We start from the raw sequence: 26619 nt of genomic DNA on the forward strand, positions 1-26619 counted from the left end.
GTGCTGATCGAGCGCATCCTGGATTGCCGTGGTGGGATGCTTGGCCGTGGCATCGTGATTTGGCCCCGGTTCGGCACCGTTAGCGGGCCCCACCGATCGGGCGAATTCCTGCTCGTGGTGTGCGAGTCGGTGGGTCGAGGAGAGGGTCCTGGGTGGACAGTGCCGGGGAGGGGCCGTCCGCGTGGGAGCCGGGATGGTGTCCAGGGTGGAGTTGTTCGCGCTGATCCGGCGAGATGCCCGGGTGGAAGGCCTGTCTGTCCGGGCGCTGGCTGACCGGCATGGGGTGCATCGCCGGACGGTGCGTCAGGCGCTCGGCTCGGCCGTCCCGCCGCCGCGGAAGACACCAGCCCGGTCCTCGCCGGTGACGGGTCCGCTGCGTGAGGCGATGGACGAGATCCTGCGAGCGGATCTGGACGCGCCGCGCAAGCAGCGGCATACCGCGCACCGGATCTGGGAGCGGCTGGTCGACGAGCACGACGCCGAGATCGCCTACCGCACCGTGTCGAAGTACGTCGCCCGCCGCCGCCCGGAGATCCTGCTGGAAGCCAGAAACCGGGCAGGAGTGATGGACGGATTTGTTCCACAGACGCATCTTCCGGGCCAGGACGCTGAGGTCGACTTCGCCGAGGTCTGGGTCAACGTCGGCGGTGTCGACACCAAGTGCTTCCTCTTCACGCTGCGAATGTCCTTTTCTGGTAAGGCAATTCATCGCGTCTACTCCTCGCAAGGGCAGGAAGCGTTCTTTGCCGGGCATGTCGCAGCGTTCACCGAACTTGGCGGTGTCCCGGCCGGGGAGATCCGTTACGACAACCTGTCCTCGGCGGTCCGGCGGGTCTGCTTCGGACGATCACGAGTGGAAACCGAGAAGTGGGTGCTGTTCAAGTCCGCCTACGGTGTCACCAGTTTCTATTGCATGCCAGGCAAAGAAGGCGCCCACGAGAAGGGTGGTGTCGAAGGCGAAGGCGGGCGGTTCCGGCGACGCTGGTTCGTCCCGGTCCCGAAAATCGCCGACATCTCCGGCCTGGCCGGCATCAACGACCGGCTCGCCGCAGCCGACCATGCGGAGGACGCCCGGCACATCGACCAGCGGACGGCCACGATCGGGCAGGACTTCGCGCTCGAAGCACCGCTGCTGGCGGCGTTGCCGGTCGACGAGTTCGACATCGCGCTGACCACGACACCGCGCGTCGACCGCTACGCCAGGATCACCGTCCGCCAAGCGCTCTACTCAGTTCCCGCGCGGCTGATCGGGCAGACGGTCCGGGCAAAGCTCGACGCGGAGGAACTGGTGGTATTGCACGGATCCGCCGAGGTCGCCCGGCACCCGCGGCTGACCACCAAGGGCGGCCAGCACCTGGTGCTCGATCACTACCTCGAAGTCCTGGCCGGCAAACCGGGTGCGCTGCGCGGGGCGACTGCGTTGGTCCACGCACGGCAGAAGGGCTGGTTCACCGCCACCCACGACGCGTTCTGGGCCGCCGCCCGCGCCAAACACGGCGACCAGGCCGGCACCCGGCTGCTAATCGAGGTTCTGCTGCTGCACCGGCGGATGGCCCACGCGCATGTGATCGCTGGGATCCGCGTCACGCTGGAGGCCGGGTCGGTCTCGCCGGACGTGGTCGCGATCGAGGCCCGCAAACACGCCGCCGCAGCAGGAAGCACCGCCGGCGATGTCGAAGTTGAGCCTCCGGGGCCGCAGCGCAGCCGCAGCAAAGTCGTCTCGCTGCCCGAACGCCGCCGCGACTCCGACCTGCCACCGGACTCCCGCCCCGCCCCGTCGGTCGCCGCCTACGACCAGTTACTCAGCAATACTCCGAAGAAGGGGAACGCGTCATGACCCGCACCACCAGCCGCGGCCGGGACCAGCTCACCGAGGAAGCCGCCGACGCCGCGATCGAGCAGGCCTGCCGGATCCTGCGGCTGCCGACGATCCGCGACCGCTTCGGCGACCAGGCCGCCGCCGCGGCCCGCCAGCAGGCCACCTACAAGAGCTTCCTGTCCGAGCTGCTGTTCATCGAGTGCGAGGACCGCGAGGTCCGCCGCAAGGCCCGCCTGGTCAAGCAGGCCGGTTTCCCGCGCACCAAACGCATCGAGGACTTCGACTTCGCCGCGAACCCGAACGTCCCGCCCGCCCTCGTGCACACCCTCGCCAAGGGCGCCTGGATCCGCGCCGGGCAACCGGTCTGCCTGATCGGCGACTCCGGCACCGGCAAGTCCCACCTGCTGATCGGGCTCGGCACCGCCGCCGCGGAAGCCGGGTTCAAGGTCCGTTATGTCACCGCCGCCGCGCTGGTTAACGAGCTCGTCGAGGCCGCCGACGACAAGCACCTGTCCAAGACCATCGCCCGCTACGGCCGAGTCGACCTGCTTTGCCTCGACGAACTGGGGTATCTCGAGCTCGATCGGCGCGGCGCGGAGCTGCTGTTCCAGGTGTTCACCGAGCGGGAGGAACGCTCCAGCATCGCCATCGCCAGCAACTCGGCGTTCAGCGAGTGGGCTCGCACCTTCACCGACCCGCGGCTCTGCGCCGCGATCGTCGACCGCTTGACGTTCGACGCCTCGATCATCGAGACCGGCACCGAGTCGTTCCGGCTGCGCACCACCAAACGCCGCCGCAGCAGCACCCGGGCCAGCTGAATACCCGGGTCAGAACGGCGCGTCGCGCCAGTCCACCTCGACCGGCCCGGTCGGCGGGACACGGATCGTTCCCGCGTCGATCTCGACCCGGTCGCCGGCGGCGATCTCGGCCGCGAACACGTCCAACGTGTCCTCATCCAGCCGGCAGTCCCACGTCTCGCAGGCGGCCTCCAACTCGCGGCGGACCACCGCGACCGGCCGGCCCGCGAACCCGATGAACACCTCGTCCAGCGCCCACACCAACGTCACCACTGGGCCGGGCTCACGCTCGCTCACCACGCCATCGTGACCAGCCAGCACTCGACTCGACCAGCAGAAACACCCGAACGAGGTGGGGCCAAATCAGAATGCCGCCCCGACGCCAACGGCGGCAGGTGGGGCCACATCAAGATGCCGACCGATCCCGCAACCCAGCCGCCGGGGCCAAATCAGAATGCCGAACCGGGGCCAAATCAACTTGCCGAAATCAGATGCTTGAATTGTTGACAACGGCCGTACGTGGACTAGTTCTGTGGCAGCTTTTCGGTGCCTCGAGTCGGCTGGGGTGCCCGTGCAGCGATCGTCCGGAAGAGACTGAGAGGTGCTTGGCATTCAGCCGCGAGGGCGAGTTCGTCGATTTCGGTCTCCGCCTTGAGGAGTTCGACGGCGCGGGGAAGTAGCGAAGGTTGCTCGAGAAGCGGCATCGGACCCGGCTCCCGGCGTCGCCAGCCGCGGTTGGACACCGTGGTCATCGCGTTGCGGTAGGTGACGTCGCTCATCACCTTGAGGCTGCGGGCGCGGTAGAGCAGGGCTTGGAGGCTGATGTTCCACTGCTGCTTGAGCTGGCCGAGTCGACGCCAGTCCGCGTTCGCAGGCAGCTGGTCCGCGATTTCTTCGGCGGGTGTGAGGAACTCGGCGGCGAAGCGGTGTGCCTGGTCCTCGACCGCGCGACTGCCGGGCTCGGCGTCGAGGTGCATGACGAGGTGACCCAACTCGTGGGCGACGTCGAACCGCTGGCGGTAGTAGTCGTCCTTCGCCGGGTTGAGGATGATGATCGGCCGCAGCGGCGTGTCGAACGAGTACGCGTCCACGCTCGCGTTACCGGGTGGGCTGAACACCACGAGGCATCCGTGGTTCTCCGCCAGCCTGATCAGATGCCCGACCGGTCCCGGTGGCAGGTTCCACTGCTTCCGGAGCAGCCGCGCGGCTTCTTCAGGCGCATCGCTCGCCGGTGCGTCGACGGCGACCGGATGGCTGGGCAGATTCCTCTCGGGGAACTGCGCGTGCCGCTCGATCGTCAGGGCGACGTCGACGGCCATGCACCCGTACGCGTGGGCCTGGTCCCGGGAAATCTGGCTGGTGGAACGCAAGGATCGGAAGTGCGGCGCGGTCGTCGCGGTGGGCAATTCGTGCGCGCGCGTGATGAAGAATTCCGGGCTCACGTCGAGGGCGAGGGCGAGCGCGGCGACCGTGGCCGCGGCGGGGCGCTTGAGCCCGCTCTCGTAGGCCGCGACCGCGGTCGGTGTTTTCTGGATGCGGTCGGCCAGGCCGTTCTTGCGCAGGCCCGCCAGCTGGCGCGCCAAGGTCAGCCGCCCGCCATCGAAGAAGGTGGCAACGTCGCCCAGCCGATCACTCATGCCTCACCAATAGCACGCGGACCGTCGTGGTCGCGCGCCGGGCGACGGATACGCACGTCGGCGTCCGCCACGGCGTCCCCGGTCGGTTCGGCTGGGCTCGTCGCCCGCCGGGACGTCGTGGGCTCGCCGTCCGGGCCGCTGCCGGCAGCCAATCCGGTGCGCCAGACCCAGGCGTTGCCGTGGTCGAGGTTCCAGCGGATGCGCCCGAAGGACAGTTCGACTTCGGCTGTCGTGGGGTCCATCGCGTGGGCGAGCACCAGCGTGCGCCGGAGTTCTCGCTGCTCCTCGGGCAGTTCGTCGAGCGGCGAGAAGCCGGCCAGCCCGGAGATCGGGAACAGCCCGCCGTCCTCTTCTCCATGGAGTTGCTTCGCGACCAGTTGCTTGGTCTCGCTGCGCTCGGTCCAGGCGATCTTGGCGACCTGGCCGAACTCATAGGACGCGAGCAGCCATCGCCACCCGGCGACGGACCAGCCTGGTGAGCCGTTGAGGTCGCGACGCACGACCGTGCCGGCCGGCAGCAGCGGCATGGTCCGCGAGTCCCGGTCGGCGATGCCGTCGGCGAGCACGTCACGACCGACGGAGTCCTGGCCAGGCGGGACGGCGAAGTCGCCGCACTGGAAGACCCGGTCGAGCCGGTCGACGAGGTAGACGTGGGCGTTGAACCCGATCCAGGACTGTTTGTGACCGCCCGCCGGGTTGTAGTCCTCGCGCAGCTGGCCGTACGCCGACCGGTGCGCCCACACGATCCCGTCGAGCACGCCCCGGCGCCGAAGCGCTGCCAAGACGTCGTCTTCCTCGCTCATGGCGCAGTACTGTACTCGAAGTCAGTAATCTGTGTTCAGAAGTGAACCGGACGGCGTGTCGTCAGGCTGCATCCGGCTGGTCCAGCTGCCGACGAGCCAGTACTCCCGGCCCTCATGCGCCAAGACCTACACCCGCTGCACTGGAAGCTCCCATCGAATGTCTGCCGAACCAGATTTCGTGCGGCTGGTCCGGCTGCACGGTGAGGCCGACGCGGTCCCAGGTCGGAGCCGGGCCGGATTGGCGGACTTCCCGCTGGCGGTCCTCGTCGTGTTACGTCCGGATGCTGCGCCAAGAGCCGTCGGAAGCGGTGAAGGTTGCCCATTCGGCACCGGCGCCGTCTGCGCCTTGGCGGCCGAACGTGATTCCGGCAGGCAGGTCGGCTTGGGCGAGGAACCAGGGGATGAGCGAGTTCCCCAGGCGCCGCCGGGTTGCTGGGTGTGGAACTCGCGGACGCTCCCTTGGTGAGCAGGTTGGCGATCGTCTCCGTGATGGGTGCCTTGATGGCGTCCTCGAGCCAGTCGCACTGGCCGGTCGCGTGGCATTCAAGGAACACCCACTCGCCGTCGGACGGAGGGACGGAGTGGCGCTTCTGATGGCTCTCGCCGGCTGGGCGATCCTGCTGGCCGGGTCCTGGTTTTCGTTACGCCGGCGGGTCGCTCGCTACCGGGGCCGGACGAGGACATAGGTGTTCCGACACGCGCCTCCGGGTCTTGCCGGCCCTGCGGCTTGTCGTATTCGGCATCACCGTCAGCGGCCGACTGGGGTGGGTGGCGGTGGCCTGGATCCAGGGACGGAATACGGCACCGTTGGAGTCGGTTCCCGACCTGCCGTTCCGGGTGAAGCAGTTCGATTACCTGGGTGACCTCGACGCCCCCGGCCTCGAGATCGCGGCCACCGCCTGCGCGATCGTCAGCCGGTCCGGTATTCCGGCCGGACCGGCGGAGTCGCTGTGGCGGTTGCTGGCGGACCGGCCATCGCGAGCTGGCGCCGCAGTCGAGCCGGGGCGAGCCCGCGACCTGACGGAGTGGCTTCCGGAAGCCGTGCGGGATCGCAGTGCCGCACTGTTGACCAGCGGAAGAGCCATACCGCAGGAAGCCTTGCCTTTCGATCTCCTCGATCGAACTCTGTGAGCAGCTTCGTGCTTCCGCAAGGTTCAATTGCGCCAGCCGGCGGCGAGCAGTGCTCGGATCTCCGCTGTCGACAGGCGTACGGTGCGGTCGCCTCGACGTTCGTAGATCAGGGTGCCCTCGTGCTTGGCGACGACAAACGGCTTCGTGTGTTCCGGCTGAGCGGGAATGCTGATCAGCACGACGACTCCGCAGCCTGCAGGCACAACGTCGATCTCCAGACCCAGAACAACGGGAGAAATGTGTTCGTCGATGATCTTCCGGTACCGCTCCGCCGTGTGTGCTCTCGCCGCGACGGGGGTGATCCCTGTGATGACGTCGCGGCCGTCGGCTGGTTCGGTTTTGAGACCGACCGCCAGCAGGCCCGGCCGACGACCGTTGGCGAAACCGCTCACGGCCTTCGTCAGCTTGTCGTTGCCGTCGTGGTGGCCGAGACGTAGTTCGGCCTTGCATTCCAGCCAGTCCGACTCCGGGGTGCCGAGCGCGTCATCGAACTGTCCATCGAGCAGTTTCTGCCTGAATTCGACACGGCGGTCCGGGCCGAGTTCGCCGCGGAAAGTGCACAACGCGGCCCGGAGGGATTTCACTGCTTCGCAGAAGGCTCCAACCGTGACTTTGTCGTCAGTCACCCTCACATTGATGTGCCAGTAGTCCTCGTCGATATCTTCGTCGGCTGGGATGTGCTCCAGCCAGTCCACAACGGCGCCGGCGGCCAGGAACGTCTCGTCTGCGTGCCGACGCGCAGACGACAGACTTCGGGGGTTGCCGCCTTCGAGGTTGAACGTACCGACCACCGACCCGTCTCGTTCGAACATGAGGGCGACGTGTTCGTGTTTGCGGCCGTTCTGGAAGTGCACGCCGAGTGCCATGGTGAGGCGACCGGGTCGCTGTGCGAAACCGTCGGCGAAATGCCGGGTCAGTGAGGCGATGGAAATATCCTCGAGTTCCACTAGTCGCACTTCTACGCATGCAACCGAATGGTTGTCGTCGCCGTACTCTTCGAATCCTCCGGGGTCGCGTTCTCCTCGCTGATGTAGTTTGATCCGCGCCCGTATGTTGGAATACGCGAGCAAGTCGGTCAAGGAAACGGCCAATCCCATCGCCCAAGGATAGCGACCGCCGACAAGATCCTGCGCGCCCGTGGTCCTGTCCGGATTCCGAAGGTCAGTCGTTCTGGCGCACCTCCACTGTCTGCGGCGGCCGGGCAGCAGTGGCGCTTCCGATCGGACTGAGCTGCCCGGCCGCACGCCACTTGCGCAAGATCCGGCGACCGTAGTTGTGCGTACCGGCGACCCGATCCAGTTCCGCGCCGGAGGGCGAACGGCCCTGGCGGCACTCGGCCTCGTAGAACGCCCACATTCGCTGCTCGGCGGTTTTATCCACAGGTGCGGACGAACCTGTGGATAACTCCTCCGAGGGGGTGTCATCGTCCCGGGACGCACCCGTTGCTGAAGTTGCTCGCTGCCGTTTCAGGGCTCGGTTGAGCAGTTCGACCGCGAGGAGCAGGGCAAGAGGCGGGCAGGCCGCGACCATGATGCCGAAGGCACTCAGCTCGGCGGCCGAGGCGATGTTGGCGCAGAGCGAAAGCGAGATGCCGAACACGAAGGCGAGCCAGGCTTGCCACCGGCTGCCGCTGCCGGACTTCCACAGCTCGACCGTGGCGATGGTGAGCAGGCCGTCGATGAGGGGCCAGATCCAGGCCGTCGTCTCATCCGCCCCGAAGCGGAGGGCGAACCGGAGGCCGTGCCGGTAGGACGCGAAGGCCGCGCCGAGCGCGACGAGCGCGGTGAAGAAGCACTGGACGCCGAGGGCGACGCCGTCGCGGGATGGCTTCGTCATCGCCGCCTCCGGCCGTACTCGACGAGCGTCAGAGTCGCGGAGATCTGCAGGTCAGAGGCAGGCGGAGCCGGGTGGTTGCTGTTCGTACCCGGTCGGGGGTACCAGCAGTAATAAACCCGTCTGACTTCGGTCAGGCGGGTTTTTGCTTGTGCGGCAAACACTTCTGCCGGAGATCCTGTGCCCTACAAACTCGGGCGCTGCCGGTAGATCGCCACGCCGATCTGCTGGCTGACCTGGTCGAGATCGGCCGCCGCCGTTCTGATCGCTTCGCTGTCCGTTCCCGCGAGGGCTGTGCGCAGCACGTCGATCGCCTGGCGGGCTTCGCCCTGCATTGTGAACGGGAACTTGCCGCCGTGCTCGCGGATGAATGCCTCCAGCTGGTAGATCGACGTCTCCGCGCGGTTGCGCAGCTCCGCTTCCTCGCGGCGGCGCTGGTCCTCCTCCGTCCAGCGCTCCGCGTCGCGGACCATGCGGCCGATCTCGTCGCGGGACAGGCCCACGCCGCCCGAAATGGCCAGTGACTGCTCGCGGCCGGTGCCGAGGTCGCGGGCCGACACGTGCATCACGCCGTTGGGGTCGAGGTCGAACGTCACTTCGAACTGGGGGACGCCGCGGGGTGCCGGGGGCAGGCCGGTCAGCTCGAACGTGCCCAGGTGCCGGTTCTCCTTCGCGATCTCGCGCTCGCCCTGGTACACGCTGACCTGGATGGACGGCTGGTTGTCCTCGGCCGTGGTGAAGATCTCCGAACGCTTGATCGGCAGGGTGGTGTTGCGCGGGATGACCCGCGTGAACACCCCGCCCTTGGTCTCGATGCCGAGCGAAACCGGGTTCACGTCGAGCAGGAGCGTGTCCTGCACCTCGCCGCGCAGCACCCCGGCCTGCAGGGCGGCGCCCGCGGCGACGATCTCGTTGGAACTGAACCGCTGCTTCGGCGTGGCCCCGTCCAGCAGCTCGCGCACGAGGGCGAGGAACGCCGGCATCCGCGCGGCCCCGCCGGCGAACAGGACGTGGTCGATCTGCGCCGCGGTGATGCCCGCCTCGCGGAGGACGTCGGTGACCGGGCCGCGGACGCGGTCGAGCAGGTCCGCGGTGATGCTTTCGAGCTCGGCGCGGGTGAGGGCCTCGTCGAGGTGCAGCGGCTCCTTCTCGGCGCTCACCGTGATGTACGGCAGGGCGATCGTCGTGCGCTGCACGCTGGACAACGCGATCTTGGCCTGCTCCGCGGCTTCCCGGAGCCGCTGCAGCGCCATCCGGTCGGCCTGGAGGTCGATGCCCCGCGCGCGCCGGAAGCGGGCCGCGATGTGGTCGACGATCCGCTGGTCCCAGTCGTCGCCGCCGAGCTCGTTGTCGCCGCTGGTCGCCTTCACCTCGAAGATGCCCATGCCGCACTCCAGCAGCGAAACGTCGAACGTGCCGCCGCCCAGGTCGCAGACGAGCACCGCGACGTCGGCGTCGGTGGTGCCCAGCCCGGAGGCCAGCGCCGCCGCGGTCGGTTCGCTGAGCAGCCGCAGGACGTTCAGCCCGGCGATCTCGGCGGCTTCCTTCGTGGCTTGCCGCTGGTGGTCGGTGAAGTAGGCGGGCACGGTCAGCACGACGTCGGTGATCCGCGCGTTCAGCCCGGCTTCGGCGTCGTGCTTGAGCTTCGCCAGCACCCGCGCGGCGATCTCCTGTGCCGTGTACCGCCGCCCGTCGATCGGCGGCGACTTCCAGTCGGTTCCGATGCGCCGCTTGATCGAGCGGAACGTCCGGTCCGCGTTCGTCACCGCCTGGTTCTTCGCCGACTGCCCGACGAAGACTTCGCCCGACTTCGCGAACGCGACGACCGACGGCGTCGTCGGTGTCCCTTCGGCGTTGGGCACCAGGAACGGGCTGCGGTTCTCGAGCGTGGCGAGGGCGGAGTTGGTGGTGCCGAAGTCGATGCCGACCGACGTGAGCTGCCGCCGCGGCGGCTCGTCGGCCTTCGGGCGCTCCGGTGCCCGCGGCTCGGCAGGCGGCGCGACGGACGGTTCGGGAGGGGGCGCGGGCCGGGCGGCCGGCTGCCCGCGCAGGTCGCGGAGGGCTTCGGTGGCCTTGCTCGCCAGCGACCGGCTGTCGTCGTCGGTCAGCGCGGTCAACGCCTCGAGCGCGGCACGGGCCAGCAGCGGCTCACTGCCCTTGACCAGGGTGACGAGCATGCCGATCGCCTCCGCGCGGTCCTGCGGCACGGGCTCCCGCAGTGCGCGGGCGACCGCGGGCGGCAGCACGGTGTGCGGGCCGGTCGTCCAGGCGACGTTGCGGGCCAGCGCGAGGTCGTCCACCGTGCCGCCACCCCGGCGTTGCGGCTTCGGCAGCCCGCGGGCGTTCAGGGCGCGCAGCAGGTGGCGGTAGATCTGGGCGAGGGTCAGGAACTCCGGGCCGTCGGTGAGGCCGTCGCCGAGGAGGCGGAGCAGTTCACCGGTGAACGCGGTGTGGGGCGCGCCGAGCGGGGCGTTGGCGGTTTCGTTGGCCGCTGACGACGTCAGGGTGTAGCGCCCGGGGATGTCGATCTGCCCGGATACCACCGAGCCGGGATCGGCCATCGCCTCGATGGCCCGGCCCGAGAAGCAGCAGTCGAGGATCAGGATGTTGTGGATCGCCGGGCTCTCGCGGAACACCCGGTCGATCATGGTGAGCGGCATCGCCGAGTAGGCGACGCGCTGCGCCCGCGTCGAGGACAGCCCGAGGTAGAGCGCGCCGTCGTCGTCGACGAGGCCGTGGCCGGCGTAGTAGACGAGCAGGGTGTCCTCGGCCTGCTCGGCGATCTCCGCCATCCGGGAGCCGAGCTGGTGGCTGTTGTCCGGGTCGGTGATCACCGTGCAGTGCCGCGCCGCGAACCCGCCGAAGTCCTCGCGGGTGAGGTGCTCGGCGAGGCCGGTGACGTTGCCCAGCACCGCGGGCAGGTCCGGCAGGCGGTCGTCGCCGGGGTAGCGGGCGGTGCCGACGAGGATGACGCGGGACCTCCCCGGATCGGGCAGGCGCACCGGCTACCTCTCCCGCTCGGCGTCGAGGACGCTCTTGATCACGGCTTCGGCGTCGGCCACCCGCTGGGCGGTGACCTTCACCGAGCGGCCGCCGTCGGCGTCGGTGGTGATCTCGATCGTGGTGTCCGAGCGCTGCTGCCGCAGCCAGGTCGTCAGCGACCGGGCGAGCACCGCGGCCGCGCCCCCGCCGCCGAGCGCGACCGTCAGCACGTCCGCGACCGCGCCCATTTCGCCGGGGGCGGGGGCGGCGCCGGTCAGTTCGACCCGGCCGCGCAGTTCGTCTTCGGCCCGCAGCCAGGTCAGGAGCGGGCGGAGCCTGTCGCGGGCGTCGTCCGTGGTCACCCGAATCCGTGCCTGCATCCCGCGCTCCTCCGCCCCGGCCCCCGGCTGTTGACTAGATCGTAGGACGCGGTGGCTTCGCTACAGGCGTTTTCCGGCGGACGAGTCAGCAGCAACGATCCAGCGGACGCCCTTCCCGCCGCCGCAGCCGGTCAAGCTCGTAGGCCCGGCGGGTCGGCACGGGGTGGTCCGGGTGGTTCGCCCGCACCCGGGCGCAGTGCCGCTCGTACGCCGCCGCTCCGCCGAGCTCCCGGAGGTACCAGCGGAGCGCACGCAGCACCTTCACCGCCGGCCGCCGGCGGGGAGCAGCGATTCGACGTAGGGCGCCTCGCTCGACGGCGGTGTGCCGCGGCCGCGCACCGACCGGACGCAGACCGCCGCGGCGTTGGTCACCACGACCACGACCAGCGCCAGGAAGACCGCGATCAGCACACCGTCCACAGTGGAGTTCACGACGACCGCGTGCATGTCGGCCGCGGTCTTGGCGGGCGGCAGGACGCGGCCGGCATCGAGGGCGTCGGCGTAGCGGGCGCGCTGGGCGAAGAAACCGATCTGGGGATTGCCCGAAAAGATCTTCTCCAGGCTCGCCGTGAACGTGACGGCGACGGTCCACGCCAGCGGGATCCCGGTCACCCACGCCCAGCGCAGCCGGCCCGACTTGACGAGCACCGTGGTGGTGACCGCGAGCGCGACGACGGCGAGGAGCTGGTTGGCGATGCCGAAGAGCGGGAAGAGCTGGTTGATCCCGCCGAGCGGGTCGGTCGCGCCCGCGTAGAGGAAGTAGCCCCAGGCCGCCACCACCAGTGCGCTGGTGAGCCACGTGCCCGGCTTCCACGTCACCCGGCCGAGCGGCTTCCAGACGTTGCCCAGCATGTCCTGCAGCATGAAGCGCCCGACGCGGGTGCCCGCGTCGACGGTCGTGAGGATGAACAGGGCCTCGAACATGATCGCGAAGTGGTACCAGAACGCCTTCGCCGACTCGCTGCCGAAGAGTCCGGAAAGGATCTCCGACATGCCGACCGCCAGCGTCGGCGCGCCGCCGGTGCGGGCGACGAGGCTGTGTTCGCCGACCGCCTGCGCGGCCGCGTCCAGCTGACCGGGCGTGATCGTGAACCCGAGGTCGGTGACCGCGCGGGCGGCGGACGCCGCCGTGGACCCGAGCACGCCGGCCGGGGCGTTCATCGCGTAGTACAGCCCCGGGTCGAGGGCGCAGGCCGCGATCAGCGCCATGACCGCCACGAACGACTCCATCAGCATCGCGCCGTAGCCGATCAGCCGGACCTGCGACTCCTTCTGGATCAGCTTCGGCGTGGTCCCGGACGACACCAGCGCGTGGAACCCGGACAGCGCCCCGCACGCGATCGTGATGAACAGGAACGGGAAGAGCGTGCCGGCGAAGACCGGGCCCGTGCCGGTGGCCGCGAACCGCGTCACCGCGCCGCTCTGCAGCACCGGGCCGACGACCAGCACGCCGGCCGCCAGCAGGGCGATCGTGCCGATCTTCATGAACGTCGAGAGGTAGTCGCGGGGCGCGAGCAGCGCCCACACCGGCAGGACCGACGCGACGAACCCGTAGCCGGCCAGGCCGAGCACGAGCGTCGTCGGGCTCCAGGTGAACGCGGCCGCGAGCGCGGAGTGTTCGACCCAGCCGCCGCCCGCGATGGCCAGCAGGAGCAGGACCACCCCGAGCACGCTGGCCTCCAGGACGCGTCCCGGCCGCAGGAACCGCAGGTAGCAGCCCATCAGCAGGGCGATCGGGATCGTCATGACGACCGAGAAGGTGCCCCACGGCGAATGCGCCAGCGCGTTGACCACGACCAGGGCCAGCACCGCCAGCAGGATGATCATGATGGCGAACACGGCCAGCAGGGCGGCCGCGCCGCCCACCTTGCCGATCTCGTCGCGGGCGAGCTGGCCCAGGCTCTTGCCGTCGCGCCGCAGCGAGAGGAAGAGCACGACCATGTCCTGCACCGCGCCCGCGAAGATCACGCCGGCGACGATCCAGATCGTCCCCGGCAGGTAGCCCATCTGGGCGGCCAGCACCGGCCCGACCAGCGGCCCGGCACCGGCGATCGCGGCGAAGTGGTGCCCGAGCAGGATGCGCCGGTCGGTCGGCTGGTAGTCGGCGCCGTCCTCGAGCCGCTCCGCCGGGGTGGCCCGGCGGTCGTCGACCTTCAGCACCCGGCGGGCGATGAACCGCGCGTAGAAGCGGTACGCGATGAGGTAGGAGCCCAGGGCGGCCAGGAGCAGCCAGACGGCCGAAACGCGCTCCCCTCGGGAGAGGGCGAGCACGCCCCAGCCGACGGCGCCGGCCAGCGCCACGGTCGTCCACAGCAGGATCGGCCGGAGCCGGGACGAGGGCACGACGAATCTTGACAAGGGTGACTCCTCGGATCGGGAGGAACTGACGAGGTGGGCGACGAGGCCCGCCTTGTGCGAGAGTTGCCGGTCCGCGGTTCCGGTGGACACGCGTGCCCGGCGAAAGATTTCCGCGAATCCCTGTCCTCCGGATCCGGTGGTCCGGCAACTGACAGGCAAGAGCGGGCGTGCCGAAGGCGGTGACCGATGTCGGGAGACCTCATGGCGGCGCTCGCCGTCGTCGGCGGGGCGTCCCTGCTCGCGGTGGCCGCCCGCCGGTTCCACCGCACCGAAGACCTGCCCACCCTCGACGGCTGGGCGCTGGCCGACCGCGGGCTCGGTCCGGTGTGGACCTGGTTCCTGCTCGGCAGCACGATCTTCACGGCCTACACGTTCATCGCCGTGCCCGGGCTGGTGTTCGCCACCGGGGCACCCGCTTTCTTTTCACTGCCCTACACGGTGATCATCTGCCCGCTGGCCTTCGGGCTCCTGCCGCGGTTGTGGGCGGTGGCGCGCGAGCACGGCCACGTCACCGTCGCCGACTTCGTCCGCGGCCGGTACGGCTCGTCGGCGCTGGCGCTCGTCGTGGCGCTGACGGGCATCCTCGCGACCATGCCGTACCTCGCGCTCCAGCTGGTCGGCATCCGCGCGGTCCTGGTCGCGGCCGGGCTGCCCGCCCGGTCGGCGGCCGGCGACCTGGTGATGGTGGCGCTCTTCGCCGGGCTCGCGGTGGCGACGTACCAGCGCGGCCTGCGGGCACCCACCGTCATCTCGGCGTTCAAGACCGCGGCGGTCTTCGGCGCGGCCGTCGTCGTCCTCGGGTTCGTCCTGGGGAAGACCGGCGGGCCCGGGGAGATCTTCGACGCGGCCGCCGAACGCGGGGCGCTCCTGCTCACCCCCGCCCAGCAGCCGGCGTACGCCACGCTCGCGCTCGGCTCGGCGCTCGCCCTGTTCATGTACCCGCACGTGCTCACGGCGGGGTTCGCCGCGAACAGCCGTGACACCCTGCGCCGGGCCTCGGTCGCGCTGCCCGCCTGGACGGCGATCCTCGCGGTGTTCGCCTTCTTCGGCGTCGCCGCGTACGCCGCGGGCGTGCGCCCGGCTCCCGGCGGCGCGGAGGCCACGGTTCCGCTGCTGGTGGAGCGCGTGCTGCCGGCACCGGTGGCCGGGCTCGTCTTCGGCGCCCTCGTCGTCGGCGGGCTCGTCCCGGCCGCCGTCATGTCGATCTCGGCCGCGACGTCGTTCGTCCGCAACGTCTACGTCGAGTACTTCCACCCGACCGCGACCCCCAAGCGCCAGGTGCGCATCGCGAAAGCCGTTTCCCTCACCGCGAAGGCCGGTGCCATCGCGTTCGTCTTCGGCCTGCGCGACCAGGACGCCATCAACCTCCAGCTGCTGGGCGGGGTGTGGATCCTGCAGATCTTCCCGGCGGTGGTCCTCGGCCTGGCCGGCCGGCGGCCGCCGCACCGGGCGCTGCTGGCGGGCTGGGCCGCGGGGATGGCCGGCGGCACGTTCGCCGTCGTGCACGCGGGGTTTTCGCCGGTGGTGGCGATCGGGCCGGTCGGCGTCTACGCGGGCGTCGTCGCGCTGGTCCTCAACCTGGCCGTCACCTTCGCCGCGACGGCGCTGCTCGTGACCACGAAGAACTCCCCCGAGAGCGGAGTGAACCCATGAGACGGACCGAGTCCCGGCCGGTGGCGCCCGTGACCGACGACGAGCGGGAGGCGGGTGTCGCCCGGCTGTTCGACCTGCACTACCCGGCGATGCTGCGGCTCGCCGCCCTGCTCGGGGCCGACGATCCGGAGAACGTCGTGGCCGAGGCGTACTACCAGATCTACCGGAAGTGGCGGAAGGTCCGCGACGCCGGGGCCGCGGAGGCGTACCTGCGGTCGATCATCTGCAACCTCACCCGGATGCGGATCCGCCACCTGCAGGTCGTCCGCCGCAACACCCCGGCGCTGCGGGTGGAACCGGTGGCCTCGCCGGAGGACTCCGTGCTGCTGCGCGACGACCAGCGCGCCCTGGTCGGCGTGCTGCGCGAACTGCCTGCGCGGCAACGGGAAGCGCTCGTCCTGCGGTACTGGCAGGGCCTGAAGGAGACCGAGATCGCGGCGGCGATGGGCATCTCCCCGGGGTCGGTCAAGACCCACGCCGCGCGCGGGATGGCCGCGCTGACGCAGCGAATGGAGGCCCGGCGATGAACACCGTCCCCGAGGACATGGAACGCCGCCTGCGCGAAACACTCGACACGCTGGCGGGCGGGGTCCACCCGGCCCCGGACGCCTACCGCACGGCCCGCGGCGACTGGCTCCGCCGCGAACGCCGCCGCCGCGTCGTGCTGGCCCTGCTGGTCGCGCTGGTGTTCACCGTGGCGGTGGTGCTCGGCCTGTGGGTCCTCAACCAGGCCCCGGCGGGCACCGGCGCCATCTTCACCGAGCCGACGAGCGCCGTGCGCTGACGGAGGCGTGTTCCGCACCCTGCGGAAAAGGACGCGTCCGGTTGGCGGCCGGTGCCCGATCGGCCGACACTGGCGGTGGTCGGGTGCCGCCGGGTGGAGGTCGTTGCGTTGGGTTCCGAGTTCACCGTGATCAAGGCGATCCTCGTGCTCGAGGTGCGTGGCGGCGCGGCCTCCCTGCGGGCCGACCTCGGGTACGACAGCCGGGAGCCCTACGCGGTCGCCTTGACCCTCCACACCGGACGCGGACCGGTCGAGTGGCTCGCCGCGCGGGAGCTGCTCATCGACGGCCTGCACGCCCCGGCCGGGCTCGGCGACGTCCGGGTCGCGCCCGCGGCCGATCCGGCCGTGACCGTGGTGGAGCTGCGGTCGCCGGACGGGCACGTCGAGTTGGAGGCGAACACCGCCGAGATCGTCGACTTTCTCTATCGCACGTGTGAGGCCCTGCCGCGGGGGGAGGAGAGCCGGGCCTTCGACTTCGACCGGGAACTGGCGAAGCTGACCGCGGAATGACGCCGGAACCGCACGGGGGAACGGTTCCGCGGGCAGCCCGGAACTACGGCGTCCAGGGCGCGGTGACCGCCCAGCTGACGTCGTCGGCCCAGGAGGCCGGGGCGTCGAACGTGTCGGAGCCGCCGTTGCTCGCGATGTACACCGTGTTGTCGTAGTGGCGGATGAAGCGGTCGGGGTAGTTGAACGACGCGAACGACGTGCCCTGGCCGTTCTTCCCCGCCTGCGGGCAGAACGTCGCGTCGGCGCGGAAGATCGCCGTGCCGTCCATCGGTTGGCGCAGGAGCTGGTAGTCGAAGTGGCGCAGGAAGTCGCCCGGGTAGTTGCGTGACTCGAACGACACGCACGACGGGTTCGCCAGGCCGCGGCGCACGATCCAGGACGCGTCGCTCTTGTCCAGCGCGGAACTCGCCGAGCTCACCACCGACGTGACGGCGTCGTCGAACTGGTGCCGGATGTACCGCGTGGTGCAGCAGGCCGTCGTGGCGCGCAGGGAGATCGTCGAGCCGGGGGTCAGCGTGCCGCCGGCCACCGGGCTCGGGCCGCCGTAGCCGACCGAGACGATGTCGGCCTGGACCGCGTTGTCGGCCGCGTCGGCCGGGAGGCCGCTCGTCATCACGCCCTCGAAGAACGAGCCGATCGAGCCGTTGCTGTTGTCGCCGCCCGTGCCGAGGACGATCGAGCCCTCCTGGTGCATCGGCGAATACCCCGGCTGGGTCGGCTCCGGGCCCGCATACCGGGTGGCGAGGCCGCCGGACTGGGCGTTGCCGTCCTTCGTGGCGAAGAAGTTCTGCCCGTTGTTCTTCAGCAACGCGGTCACGAACGGCGCCGCGTTGCCGGTGGAGGAGCTGTTCTTGCTCGGCCCGGCGTCGGACTGGAACAGCCCGTTCTCCAGGTCGGCCTGCACCCACGGGCCCTGGCCGACGCAGGGGGAGAACCAGCACTCGGTGCCGAAGTTGATCGCGTCCATGTGGCCGTTGCCGGTGTCGGCGATCGACACCTCGGCGTTGCCGTAGTCGAAGCAGCACCGGTTGTTGACGTGGGTCCCGGACGTCACCATGTACATGCCTTCGGCCTGGCCGTTGACGGCGACGCCGGCCGCCGCGGTGTGCCGGTAGCCCATCCGGCCCGAGAACGAAGCGCCGTACACCGCGTGGCCGCCCGCCGTGATCGGCAGCGCGTCCGCGGGCACGCCGGAGTTCGCGGGGCCCGCCGCGCCCGCCGGCTCGACGAACAGGTCGTTGTGCCGCGGCGACTGGTCGTAGATGACGGTGATGACGCACGTCGTGGAGCTGCAGAAGGCGTCCTGCGCGGCCGCGTCGGCGTACCCGCCGGCGGCGAGCAGCCCGACGTCGGCCACGGCGCCGTCGGACGCCCGCTTCACCTGGTACAGCGGGCCGTTGTAGGACGCGTACAGCGCGCGCGTGGTGCTGTGCGCGGCGACGCAGGGGGTGCCCGCGGCGCCGTAGATGTCGCACGGCAGCGACGTGGCCGCCTCGGCGGCTTGACCGGCGGTCAGGACGGTGGCGGCGAGCACCAGCGCTCCGCCGGCCAGCAGTGCTGCGGTTCTGCGAGCGAACATGAAAAGCTCTCCGTTTCGAGGTGGGGACCGGGAAGAATGCAGGGCGAAGCGATTCCGTGATGGCGGCGTGCGAAATCATCCGGAATGCGGGGAAAGATCACGGGGAAGCGGTCGGCCGGGCCCGTGATCAGGGGTGAAGCAAGGCTCAGGGCGAACCGGCGACGGCGGGCAGCATCAAAAACCTCCCTGCGGCACTGCAGAGTGTTAGCGCTAACAATTGAGCTGGGGAAAGCTTAGATGGCGAGTTCCCTGTTTGGCAACAGAAGCCCGATCGGCAAACTCGAGCGTATTCGGAAATCCGCGGCCAATCGGACTTCGATGTCCATTGTGGACGCGAGGGAGGGGTTGACACGTCCGATGGTCATTCATACATTCGGTGTTTCTTTGTATGAATGACGGGAGTTGATCCGCATGCGGCTCGGCAAGACCGCCGTCGTCCTCGGGGGCAGTGCCGCCGGTCTCTGCGCGGCCGGCGCGCTCGCCCCGCACTTCGACCGCGTGCTGGTGCTGGAACGCGACGAACTGCCCGACGGCGCCGAACACCGCCGCGGCGTCCCGCAGAGCAAGCACCCGCACTTCCTGCTGAACTCGGGGCGGCGCGCGATCGGCGCGCTGTTCCCCGGCTTCGAAGACGACCTCATCGCGGCAGGCGGGCTGCTGCTGATGCCGTCCATGGACGCCGCCTACCTCGACGGGCCGGGCTGGTCGGCCCGCAAGCGCAGCGCCATGACGATGGTCTACGGCTCGCGGATCCTCATCGAGCGCGTGCTGCGCGACAAGGTGCGCGAGCTGGCCAACGTCGTCGTCCGCGAGGGGGTCGCGGTGCGCGGCCTGACCACCGCGGACGGCGAGGTCACCGGCGTCGGGTTCTCGGCCGCCGACGGCGAAGAGCACGTCGACGCCGACTTCGTCGTGGACGCGATGGGCCGCGGCTCCCCGGTTTCCGGCTGGCTGGCGGCCGCCGGCTGGCCAGAGCCGCCGGTGCAGACCCTCGACGCCAAGGTCACCTACACCTCGCGCTGGTACGACCTGCCCGCCGAACGCCCCGCGTCCTGGTGGTGGCGGCACCTGGTCATCATGCCGACGCCGGACAAGGGCGAACACCCGGCCGAGCACGAGTTCCTCGTCAACTTCTTCCCGATCGAAGGCAACCGCGTCATCGCCTGCATGGGCTCGTGGGGACTGGAGATGCCCAGCACCACCGACGCGTTCGTCGAGACGGCGCGCCGGGTGCGCACACCGTTGTTCGCCGACGCCATGGACCGCTGCGAGCCCGCCTCGCCGGTCCACCTCACCCGCTCGACCGGCAACAAGTGGCGCCGCTACGACCGCCTGCGCACGCGGGCGCGACGCCTGGTCTTCGTCGGCGACTCGATCTGCGCGTTCAACCCCTTCTACGCCCAGGGGATCAGTTCCGCGTCGGCCTCGGCGCTGCTGCTGCGCGAGCACCTGTCCCGCGCCCAGCGGCTCGACGCGAAGTTCTCCGCGCGCTTCTTCGCCGCGCAACGCGGATTGCTGCGCGTGCCGTGGTCCCTGGCGATGGCCCGCGACCAGGGGTATGCGTGCGCAGTGGGGACCGAACAGCTGCCGGAGTGGCGGCGGCGCCTCGTCGCGGCGATGTCGGCTCCGGCGTTCAGCCTCGTCGTCGGCGCGGCCCGCGAGGACGAGGTGGTCGACGAGCACTTCGCCAAGGTGTTCAACCTGGACGAGTCGCTGGGGCAGATGCTGCGCAACCCGCGTGTCCTCGCGGGGCTGGTGCGCTACCGCGTCCGCGCGGCGCTGGGCAGGCACCGCGTGCCGTTCGGGTTCGACCCCCAGGCGGAACCGCCTGCCCACGACTATTCGACGGCGACCGCGCGATGAGCACGGCGTGCGGGCCCGACGCCGAAGCCGTCACCCGCGGGCTCGGCTTCGACTGCCACGACGTCGCGCCGGTGGTTTCGGTGCGGCCGCCGTGGGCGCTCGCGCACTGGACGATGCCGCTGCTGGAGGTGCTGATCGTCGGCGGCGCGGTGTTCGCGCTGGTGCACGCCCTCCGCCGGTACCGCGCGGGCGATCCGGTGAACCTGGCGCTGTGGTGGGCTTCGCTGGTCTACCTCTTCGTCACCGAGCCGCCGCTGTACTTCCCGGAGTGGTTCGGCCTCGACCGGCTGTACGGCTTCATCTTCGCCCACAACCTCTTCACCGTGCAGTTCATGGCGGACCGCCTGCCGCTCTACATCGTGGCGTTCTACCCGGTGATCAGCCAGCTCGCCTACGAGGTCGTGCGTTCGCTCGGGCTCTTCCGGCGCGGGCCGCTGCGCGGTGCGGTGGCCGTGGCGTTCGTGTTGCAGGTGTTCTACGAGGTCTTCGACCACGTCGGCCCGCAGCTGAAGTGGTGGGCGTGGAACCCGGCCAACACGCTCGTCAACCACCCGGCGCTGGCGTCGGTGCCGCTCAACAGCATGCTGCTGTTCGCTTCCGTCTCGATGGCCGCGATGACCTACCTCGTCGTGCGCCTGACGGGTGGCCCGCCGCGACGGTGGCTGCCCCTGCGCATCCTGCTGGCCGGCGTCCTCACGCCGCCGACCATGGCGATCGCCGGGATCCCGTCGAGCTTCGCCGGCGAGAACCTCACGGCGCGGGCGTGGATCCTCGGCGTCGAACTGGGCCTGCTGTGGCTGGCCGGCATCGGCATCGTCGTCGCGCACCTGCGGTCCGGGGAACCACGCGAGCCGCTGACGGCCTTCGCGCGCTACTACCCGGCCCTTTATCTGGGCGGAATGGCGGTGTGCTGGCTGGCGGCCCTGCCCGGGTATCTGGCCGCGCGAGACGGCGTCACCGCGGACGGCACCCCGATCGGCAGCGGGCCGTACGCGCTCGCCTGCTTCGCCGGGTCCGGCCTGCTGCTGGTCGCGCTGTACCGCAGGGACCGCGCCCCTGTCCCGGGCTGAGCGGCCCGCTCGGGGAAGATGGGTGGCATGGGGCACCACGGCTGGCAGGGCAACCCGCCCGGCACCGAAGACGAGGCACGCCGCCGGATCGTCGAAGCGGCGACGGCGTGCCTCGACCGCGTCGGCCTGGCCAAGACGAGCCTCTCCGACGTCGCCGCCGAGGCGGGCGTCACCCGGCAGACCGTCTACCGCTACTTCCCGGGCCTGAAGGACATCCTGCGCGCGGTGGCGCTGGCCGGGGTCGAGGAGTTCGCCGGGCGGATGGAGCGGCACCTGGCCACGTTCGGGACCGCGGTCGACGCCGCGGTGGAGTCGGTGGTGTTCGCCGTCCGGACGCTGCCCGGCGAGCCGCACATGGGCCTGCTCCTGCAGGCGGGCGAAGCGGACTTCTTCACCGACGGCGTCGTTTCGCCCCTGGCGTTTTCCTACGGCGCGCGGATCCTCCGCAACCTGCCGGTGGACTGGCCGGCCGCCGGGATCGCCTCCGACGAGGACCTCCGGGGTCTGGCCGAGGTCCTGATGCGGCTGTTCCTGTCGTTCCTGCAGTACCCCTCGACGCCGCCGTTGACCGACGACAAGCTGCGCGCGCTCGTCCGCCGGTGGATCGGGCCGGCGCTGCGCGGGATTCCGGAAACGTTGCGCTGAATGCGCTGACAATTCCTGACAACGCGGGGTGCTGTGACGCCTCCCACGTCCGGGGTGAAATGCCGATGGCGAGGGACTCAGCCCTCGCCACCGGCCTTGCCGTGATCTCTCCCCAGTGATCTGGCGGCCACCGCGTTACTTCTTGGCGGCGGCGACCTTCTTGCGCGGGGCACGCTTGCGCGGCGGGGCGGCGGGCGCCTCGGCCTCTTCGACCTGGGCCTGCTCGTAGGCGGCGATCACCTCGGAGGAGAGGCGGCCCCGCTCGGAGACCTCGTAGCCGTTCGCGTTGGCCCAGGCGCGGATCTGCTGGTTGCGCTCGCGGTCGGTGGTGCTGGTCGTGGTCGACTGGCCGGTGGCGACGCGGACCTTGCGGCCGCCGATGCGCCGGCCGGCCGCGATGTAGCGGGCCAGTTCGTCGCGCAGGGCGGTGGCGTTCTCGTCCGAAAGGTCGATTTCGTAGGTGACGCCGTCGAGGCCGAACTGAACGGTCTGGGCGGCGGTGCTGCCGTCGATGTCGTCCAGGATCTCGACGAGGACTTTCTGGGCCACGTGAATGCTCCTCAGCTGGATGTGCGTCCGGGGAACGCGACGTGTGACAAGTTGCACAATGGTCGGCGTTCTTCGGTGGAGTGTATCCACCCGGGGAGACGTACGGCAATTTCCTCCTGGTTTCGCGGAACGGAGGTGGTCCTGATAGGACTGGGGCCGGCCCGCCGGCGTTCCGGCGGGGTCGTGCCCTTTCGTCCGGAACGACGGCGGAATCGCGCCGGGAATCTAGGTTCCGGACGGCGTGGAGCCCTGCTCACCGTGGTGGTAGGGCGGATCGGTGGCGAGCGCCTCGTCGGCGGCCCCTTCGGCGGGATCGGCCAGTTCGGCCTGCTCGGCGGCTTCTTTTGCCTCTTTGATGAGCTGCCGGCTGTGGGCGAGGTCCGCTTCGGGGGCGTTTTCGTTCTCCGTCATCGCGACTCCTTGCGATCGATTGAGTTCCCTGCGGGACGGCTACCCGCGAAGCCGCGAAGGCAACCGTCGCCAGCCTGCGGGGGAAAGGATGGGGGAGCGTTCACCCCAACGTGTGGCGGCGGTGAATTCTTCGGGGCCGGGCACAGGATCGGGTGGGGAGGTGACCGGGACCGGTTCCGCGACCGGGGAATGCGGCGGGAAACGGCGGTGGGTTGGTTCCCCGATCTACTGGGCGAGGGTTGGAAGCGCGGCTGGTGGACGGTGTTCAAGACGCCCGAGAGCGGCGCTGGGGCGGTCGGCGGTGCCTGCGGGCCATCTGCGGTCGGCAAGCCGGGAGTGGCGATCTCAGCGGGGATCTGCACGCGACCGGCGCCGGCAGGCGGATCGGCGGCGGGGGCCGGCTTGGGCCGGGAATGCTGGAAGGGCGCCTGCGCCAAGCGGCTCAGCGGCGGGCAGCCCGGCCTGCTCGGCCCGAGAACGCCGGAAGGGCCCCGCATCAGGCGGCTCGGCGGCGGGCAACTCGGCCGGCTTGGGCCGGGAATGCTGGAAGGGCGCCCGCGCCAAGCGGCTCAGCGGCGGACGGATCGGCCTGCTCGGCCCGAGATTGCCGAAAGGGCCCCAGCGGCGGGCAGCCCGGCCTGCTCGGCCCGCGAACGCCGGAAGGGCCCCGCACCAGGCAGGTGCGGGGCCCTTCCGATCGTCGCGAGGGGTGTTACTTCTTCTTCGCGGCGGAGGTGCGCTTGGCCGGGGCCTTGGCGGCGGCCGGCTTCTTGGCGGCGGCGGTCTTGGTCGCGGCCGGCTTGGCGGCGGCGGTCTTCGCCCGCGTGGTGGTCGCCTTCGCCGTGGTGGCCTTGGCCGCCGTGGTCTTCGCCGCGGCCGCCTTCGGGGCCGCCTTGGTGGCGGTGGCCTTGGCCGCCGGCTTCGCGGCCGCCGTGCGGGTGCGGGTCGTGGTCGAGCGCGTGGTGGCCGGCTTGGCCGCCGCCGCACGGGTGGTGCGGGTGGTGGTGGCCTTGGCCGGGGCCGCCGCGGCCGCCGTCTTCGTGGCCGTCGCGCGGGTCGACGTCGCCGCGGTGGCGCGCTTGACCGGGGTGGCCTTCGGGAGCTTCTTGGTGCCGGAGATGACGTCCTTGAAGGTGGTGCCGGCGCGGAAGGCGGGCACGTTGGTCTTCTTGACGCGGACGGCCTCACCGGTGCGCGGGTTGCGGGCGGTGCGAGCGGCGCGGGCGCGCTTCTCGAACACCCCGAAGCCGGTGATGTTGACCTTTTCGCCCTTGTTGACCGTCCGGATGATGATGTCGACCAGACCGTCAACGGCCTGCGAAGCCACCTTCTTGTCGCCCAGACGCTCCGACAGCGCCTCGATCAGCTGGGCCTTGTTCGTCATTCCAGTCCTCCATAGTGGAACTACTAGTCACGGCCCATCTCGGCCGACACTGCACACGGTATTACCAATACCGCACAAAATCCAACCGGGGGTCGAATTTTTTCCTTGTGCGGGGGCGGGTTCCGGCCCCGCACAGCCCGCCGCCGGACGGCGCCCGGAACGGGAGGCGGACCCCCGGCACGCCCCTGAGCAGGGGAAATACCCTGCGGGTGCCGTCCACAGTGGTCGTCCATATAGGACCCGAGGCCCTTCCGGAGAACTTTTCCCGCGACACGCCGGAGCGGGGTGTCGCGGGCGTGTGGCCGAGCCCACCCCGAGCCCGCCCACCCCCTGCGCCTGTCCGCGAAGCCGCCCGCGAAGCCCGGCATCCCGCGCAGCGGCGGGGGATCGCGGGCCCGCCCGGCACCGCTTCGCCGTGGCGGCAGGCGGAAGCGGCGGGCCGTGCCGCCGCACCCGCCCGGGGCACGGCGTTTGCGGCGCAACCGGTCCGCCCGGAATGCCCTGTGGCGGGCACGAAAGGCCCTCCCCGAAGGGTGAACTCACTCGTTCGGCGCAGTCTTGGCCTGCGCGGACACCGCGGGAGCAACGCCGTGTTGGGCGCGGGACTGTCGTACCGGCGGGCTACTCTGCCGCGGGAGGAAGCGCCGGGTGGGACAGCCGGGTGAGACAGGGAGAACCGTGGACCAGGAGACGCTCACCACCGTGGTCGGCCGGGTGGCCGGCACGGAGGACTCGACGCCGCTGCAGTTCTGCGTGGCCGTCGACCCGGATGCCTATCTGCAGCTCGACGACGTCGTCGTGACCCGGCGGGAACTGCCCGGTCTCGGCGAAGTCACCTCCTACGGTGTCGTGACGCAGGTGACCGCGCGCCACGAGGGCGCCAGCTTCGGCAGCGACGTCTTCCTGATCTCCGACGGGGTCCTGCCCGCCCAGGTGCAGGAGATCGCCGAGATCGCCACCACCCGCGTCGAGCCCGAGTGCTACGTGCCGCCCAAGCCGGGCAGCCAGGTCCGGCGGGCCGTGGGGGAGGATCGCGCGCAGGCGCTGTACTTCGACAACATGACCCGCCAGGTGGCGGTCGGCCTGGGCCGGGACGGCGAACCCGTCTACCTCAACATGGACTTCCTCGACGGCACCCGCGGCGCGCACGTCAGCATCAGCGGCGTCTCCGGCGTGGCCACCAAGACGTCGTTCGCGTTGTTCCTGCTGCACTCGATCTTCCGCGGCGGCGCCCTGCCCAACGCCCACAACGCCAAGGCCCTCGTCTTCTCCGTCAAGGGCGAGGACCTGCTGTTCCTCGACACCCCGAACGTCCACCTCGACGAGAAGCTCACCGGCGAATACCTCAAGCTGGGCCTGCCCGCGGAGCCCTTCGCGTCCGTCGGGTTCTACGCGCCGCCCACGCCGTCGGACACCACGGGGAAGCCTTACGTGACCGGGCGGACCTCGGGCGTGGGCGCGTTCTGGTGGACCATCGCGGAGTTCTGCGCCCAGGACCTGCTGCCCTACGTCTTCGCCGACGCCGAGGACGAGCGCAACCAGTACACGATGGTCATCCACCAGGTCGCGAACCGCCTGCGCCTCGACAGCACCCCGGCGGGCAAGGACGGCGCCGCCAACGTCGACGGGCAGCTGTGCCGCACCTACGCCGAACTCGTCGACGTCATCTGCGACCGCGTCACCGACGAGGAAACCCGGGCGAGCTGGGCGGGTGCGGTCACCGGCGCGGGCACGGTCAACGCCTTCATCCGCCGCCTGCGCTCGAGCCAGCGCGCGCTGTCCGGGCTCATCCGCGGCGACCTCGCCGACCACCCCGCGCGCCGGTTGTCCACGGAAAACCAGCAGGTGACCGTGGTGGACATCCACAACCTCGTCGAGCGCGCGCAGCGGTTCGTCGTCGGCGTGACGCTGGCCGCGGAGACCGCGCGCAAGGAAGCGGCCGGCCCGGGCGGGCTGCTGTTCACCATGCTGGACGAGCTCAACAAGTACGCGCCGCGCGAAGGCAGCAGCCCCATCAAGGAGGTGCTGCTGGACATCGCCGAGCGCGGCCGGTCCCTCGGCGTCATCCTCATCGGTGCGCAGCAGACGGCCAGCGAGGTCGAGCGCCGGATCGTCAGCAACAGCTCGGTCCGCATCGTCGGCCGGCTCGACGCCGCCGAGGCATCGCGGCCCGAGTACGGCTTCCTCCCGGCCAGCCAGCGGGTGCGCGCCACCCTGGCCACGCCGGGCACGATGTTCGTGAGCCAGCCGGAGATCCCGGTGCCGATCGCCGTCGGCTTCCCGTTCCCCGCCTGGGCCACGCGGCTTTCCGAGGCCGGGGCGATCCCGGCGACCACAGCCACGTCGAAGAAGAGCGATCCCTTCGCCGGCCTCCCTTCACGCGGCAGCGATCCCTTCGGTGACGACCCGCCGCCGTTCTGAACCCACCGCC

General features: G+C 70.5%; 23 protein-coding genes and 2 pseudogenes. 11 read left to right on the top strand and 14 right to left on the bottom strand.

Annotated elements, in window-relative coordinates; genetic code table 11:
* Positions 1-193: 193 nt before the first annotated feature.
* Together istA and istB are read left to right on the top strand one after the other, a co-directional pair.
* Positions 194-1837, top strand: a complete 1644-nt coding sequence (gene istA / locus BLW76_RS11915) for an IS21 family transposase (protein WP_091305599.1) — start codon at positions 194-196, stop codon at positions 1835-1837.
* On the top strand, positions 1834-2637 hold the full coding sequence (istB, locus tag BLW76_RS11920; protein WP_091305597.1) for an IS21-like element helper ATPase IstB: 804 nt from the start codon (positions 1834-1836) through the stop codon (positions 2635-2637). The genes istA and istB overlap by 4 nt, the downstream gene beginning before the upstream one ends.
* Positions 2638-2646: 9 nt before the next feature.
* On the opposite strand, the gene BLW76_RS11925 is transcribed toward istB, so the two are convergent.
* The 3 genes from BLW76_RS11925 to BLW76_RS11935 all read right to left on the bottom strand — a co-directional run bounded on the left by BLW76_RS11925 (position 2647) and on the right by BLW76_RS11935 (position 5056).
* Positions 2647-2913, bottom strand: coding sequence for a hypothetical protein (locus tag BLW76_RS11925; protein WP_244170108.1), 267 nt, complete (start codon positions 2911-2913; stop codon positions 2647-2649).
* A 227-nt stretch (positions 2914-3140) separates the two neighbouring features.
* The gene (locus BLW76_RS11930; protein WP_091306284.1) at positions 3141-4253 is read right to left on the bottom strand and encodes an ImmA/IrrE family metallo-endopeptidase; all 1113 of its coding nucleotides are present in this window, start codon (positions 4251-4253) and stop codon (positions 3141-3143) included.
* Positions 4250-5056 carry a hypothetical protein gene (locus BLW76_RS11935; RefSeq protein ID WP_143060613.1) on the bottom strand — a complete coding sequence of 269 codons (807 nt, stop codon included), beginning with the start codon at positions 5054-5056 and terminating at the stop codon, positions 4250-4252. The genes BLW76_RS11930 and BLW76_RS11935 overlap by 4 nt, the downstream gene beginning before the upstream one ends.
* Before the next feature lie 774 nt (positions 5057-5830).
* Between BLW76_RS11935 and BLW76_RS11940 the strand changes: the two genes are divergently transcribed.
* Positions 5831-6187: a hypothetical protein gene (locus tag BLW76_RS11940; protein WP_143060614.1), complete on the top strand. Its 357-nt coding sequence runs from the start codon at positions 5831-5833 to the stop codon at positions 6185-6187.
* Positions 6188-6210: 23 nt separating this feature from the next.
* Here BLW76_RS11940 and BLW76_RS11945 read toward each other — a convergent pair whose 3' ends face one another.
* From BLW76_RS11945 to BLW76_RS11970, 7 genes and pseudogenes are all read right to left on the bottom strand, one after another.
* Positions 6211-7284: an AlbA family DNA-binding domain-containing protein gene (locus tag BLW76_RS11945; RefSeq protein ID WP_091306289.1), complete on the bottom strand. Its 1074-nt coding sequence runs from the start codon at positions 7282-7284 to the stop codon at positions 6211-6213.
* Positions 7285-7348: 64 nt separating this feature from the next.
* Positions 7349-8023, bottom strand: a complete 675-nt coding sequence (locus BLW76_RS11950; RefSeq protein WP_091306290.1) for a DUF2637 domain-containing protein — start codon at positions 8021-8023, stop codon at positions 7349-7351.
* 203 nt (positions 8024-8226) lie between these two features.
* Positions 8227-9942 (bottom strand): annotated as a pseudogene (gene dnaK / locus BLW76_RS49555) (molecular chaperone DnaK); the annotation flags it as partial.
* Positions 9943-10371: 429 nt separating this feature from the next.
* Positions 10372-11022, bottom strand: a pseudogene (locus tag BLW76_RS49560) (caspase family protein); the annotation flags it as partial.
* 3 nt (positions 11023-11025) lie between these two features.
* Positions 11026-11382, bottom strand: coding sequence for an effector-associated constant component EACC1 (locus tag BLW76_RS11960; RefSeq protein WP_091306292.1), 357 nt, complete (start codon positions 11380-11382; stop codon positions 11026-11028).
* A gap of 85 nt (positions 11383-11467) precedes the next feature.
* Positions 11468-11641 carry a YbdD/YjiX family protein gene (locus BLW76_RS11965; RefSeq protein ID WP_208613272.1) on the bottom strand — a complete coding sequence of 58 codons (174 nt, stop codon included), beginning with the start codon at positions 11639-11641 and terminating at the stop codon, positions 11468-11470.
* Between the two features lie 2 nt (positions 11642-11643).
* Entirely contained in the window at positions 11644-13740 is a 2097-nt protein-coding gene (locus BLW76_RS11970; protein ID WP_091306293.1) for a carbon starvation CstA family protein, read from the bottom strand.
* Positions 13741-13926: 186 nt separating this feature from the next.
* Between BLW76_RS11970 and BLW76_RS11975 the strand changes: the two genes are divergently transcribed.
* The 4 genes from BLW76_RS11975 (at position 13927) to BLW76_RS11990 (ending at position 16687) form a co-directional block, all read left to right on the top strand.
* Positions 13927-15393, top strand: a complete 1467-nt coding sequence (locus BLW76_RS11975; protein WP_091306295.1) for a sodium:solute symporter family protein — start codon at positions 13927-13929, stop codon at positions 15391-15393.
* Positions 15390-15920 carry an RNA polymerase sigma factor gene (locus BLW76_RS11980; protein ID WP_091306296.1) on the top strand — a complete coding sequence of 177 codons (531 nt, stop codon included), beginning with the start codon at positions 15390-15392 and terminating at the stop codon, positions 15918-15920. Before BLW76_RS11975 ends, BLW76_RS11980 begins: the two co-directional genes overlap by 4 nt.
* Positions 15917-16177, top strand: a complete 261-nt coding sequence (locus BLW76_RS11985) for a hypothetical protein (protein WP_091306298.1) — start codon at positions 15917-15919, stop codon at positions 16175-16177. The genes BLW76_RS11980 and BLW76_RS11985 overlap by 4 nt, the downstream gene beginning before the upstream one ends.
* A gap of 108 nt (positions 16178-16285) precedes the next feature.
* Positions 16286-16687: an SsgA family sporulation/cell division regulator gene (locus BLW76_RS11990; RefSeq protein ID WP_091319309.1), complete on the top strand. Its 402-nt coding sequence runs from the start codon at positions 16286-16288 to the stop codon at positions 16685-16687.
* Positions 16688-16730: 43 nt separating this feature from the next.
* On the opposite strand, the gene BLW76_RS11995 is transcribed toward BLW76_RS11990, so the two are convergent.
* On the bottom strand, positions 16731-18266 hold the full coding sequence (locus BLW76_RS11995) for an alpha-L-arabinofuranosidase B (RefSeq protein WP_091306299.1): 1536 nt from the start codon (positions 18264-18266) through the stop codon (positions 16731-16733).
* Between the two features lie 411 nt (positions 18267-18677).
* Between BLW76_RS11995 and BLW76_RS12000 the strand changes: the two genes are divergently transcribed.
* Genes BLW76_RS12000 through BLW76_RS12010 form a run of 3 tightly spaced genes read left to right on the top strand, consistent with a single transcriptional unit; the run spans position 18678 to position 21844 of the window.
* The gene (locus BLW76_RS12000; RefSeq protein WP_091306301.1) at positions 18678-20129 is read left to right on the top strand and encodes an NAD(P)/FAD-dependent oxidoreductase; all 1452 of its coding nucleotides are present in this window, start codon (positions 18678-18680) and stop codon (positions 20127-20129) included.
* Positions 20126-21199, top strand: a complete 1074-nt coding sequence (locus BLW76_RS12005) for a hypothetical protein (RefSeq protein WP_091306303.1) — start codon at positions 20126-20128, stop codon at positions 21197-21199. Before BLW76_RS12000 ends, BLW76_RS12005 begins: the two co-directional genes overlap by 4 nt.
* 27 nt (positions 21200-21226) lie before the next feature.
* Positions 21227-21844, top strand: a complete 618-nt coding sequence (locus BLW76_RS12010; RefSeq protein WP_091306304.1) for a TetR/AcrR family transcriptional regulator — start codon at positions 21227-21229, stop codon at positions 21842-21844.
* Between the two features lie 135 nt (positions 21845-21979).
* Here the strand turns inward: BLW76_RS12010 and BLW76_RS12015 are convergent, their stop codons facing one another.
* The 3 genes from BLW76_RS12015 to BLW76_RS12025 all read right to left on the bottom strand — a co-directional run bounded on the left by BLW76_RS12015 (position 21980) and on the right by BLW76_RS12025 (position 24188).
* Complete coding sequence (locus BLW76_RS12015; protein ID WP_091306306.1) at positions 21980-22393, bottom strand: histone-like nucleoid-structuring protein Lsr2; 414 nt, start codon at positions 22391-22393, stop codon at positions 21980-21982.
* Positions 22394-22618: 225 nt separating this feature from the next.
* The gene (locus BLW76_RS12020) at positions 22619-22804 is read right to left on the bottom strand and encodes a hypothetical protein (RefSeq protein ID WP_091306307.1); all 186 of its coding nucleotides are present in this window, start codon (positions 22802-22804) and stop codon (positions 22619-22621) included.
* A 712-nt stretch (positions 22805-23516) separates the two neighbouring features.
* The gene (locus BLW76_RS12025; protein ID WP_091306309.1) at positions 23517-24188 is read right to left on the bottom strand and encodes an HU family DNA-binding protein; all 672 of its coding nucleotides are present in this window, start codon (positions 24186-24188) and stop codon (positions 23517-23519) included.
* 678 nt (positions 24189-24866) lie between these two features.
* On the opposite strand from BLW76_RS12025, the gene BLW76_RS12030 reads away from it, so the two are divergent.
* Positions 24867-26609, top strand: coding sequence for an ATP-binding protein (locus tag BLW76_RS12030; protein ID WP_091306311.1), 1743 nt, complete (start codon positions 24867-24869; stop codon positions 26607-26609).
* Positions 26610-26619 lie beyond the last annotated feature (10 nt).

Origin of the sequence: Amycolatopsis tolypomycina, assembly GCF_900105945.1 — a bacterium.
Taxonomy (GTDB): domain Bacteria; phylum Actinomycetota; class Actinomycetes; order Mycobacteriales; family Pseudonocardiaceae; genus Amycolatopsis; species Amycolatopsis tolypomycina.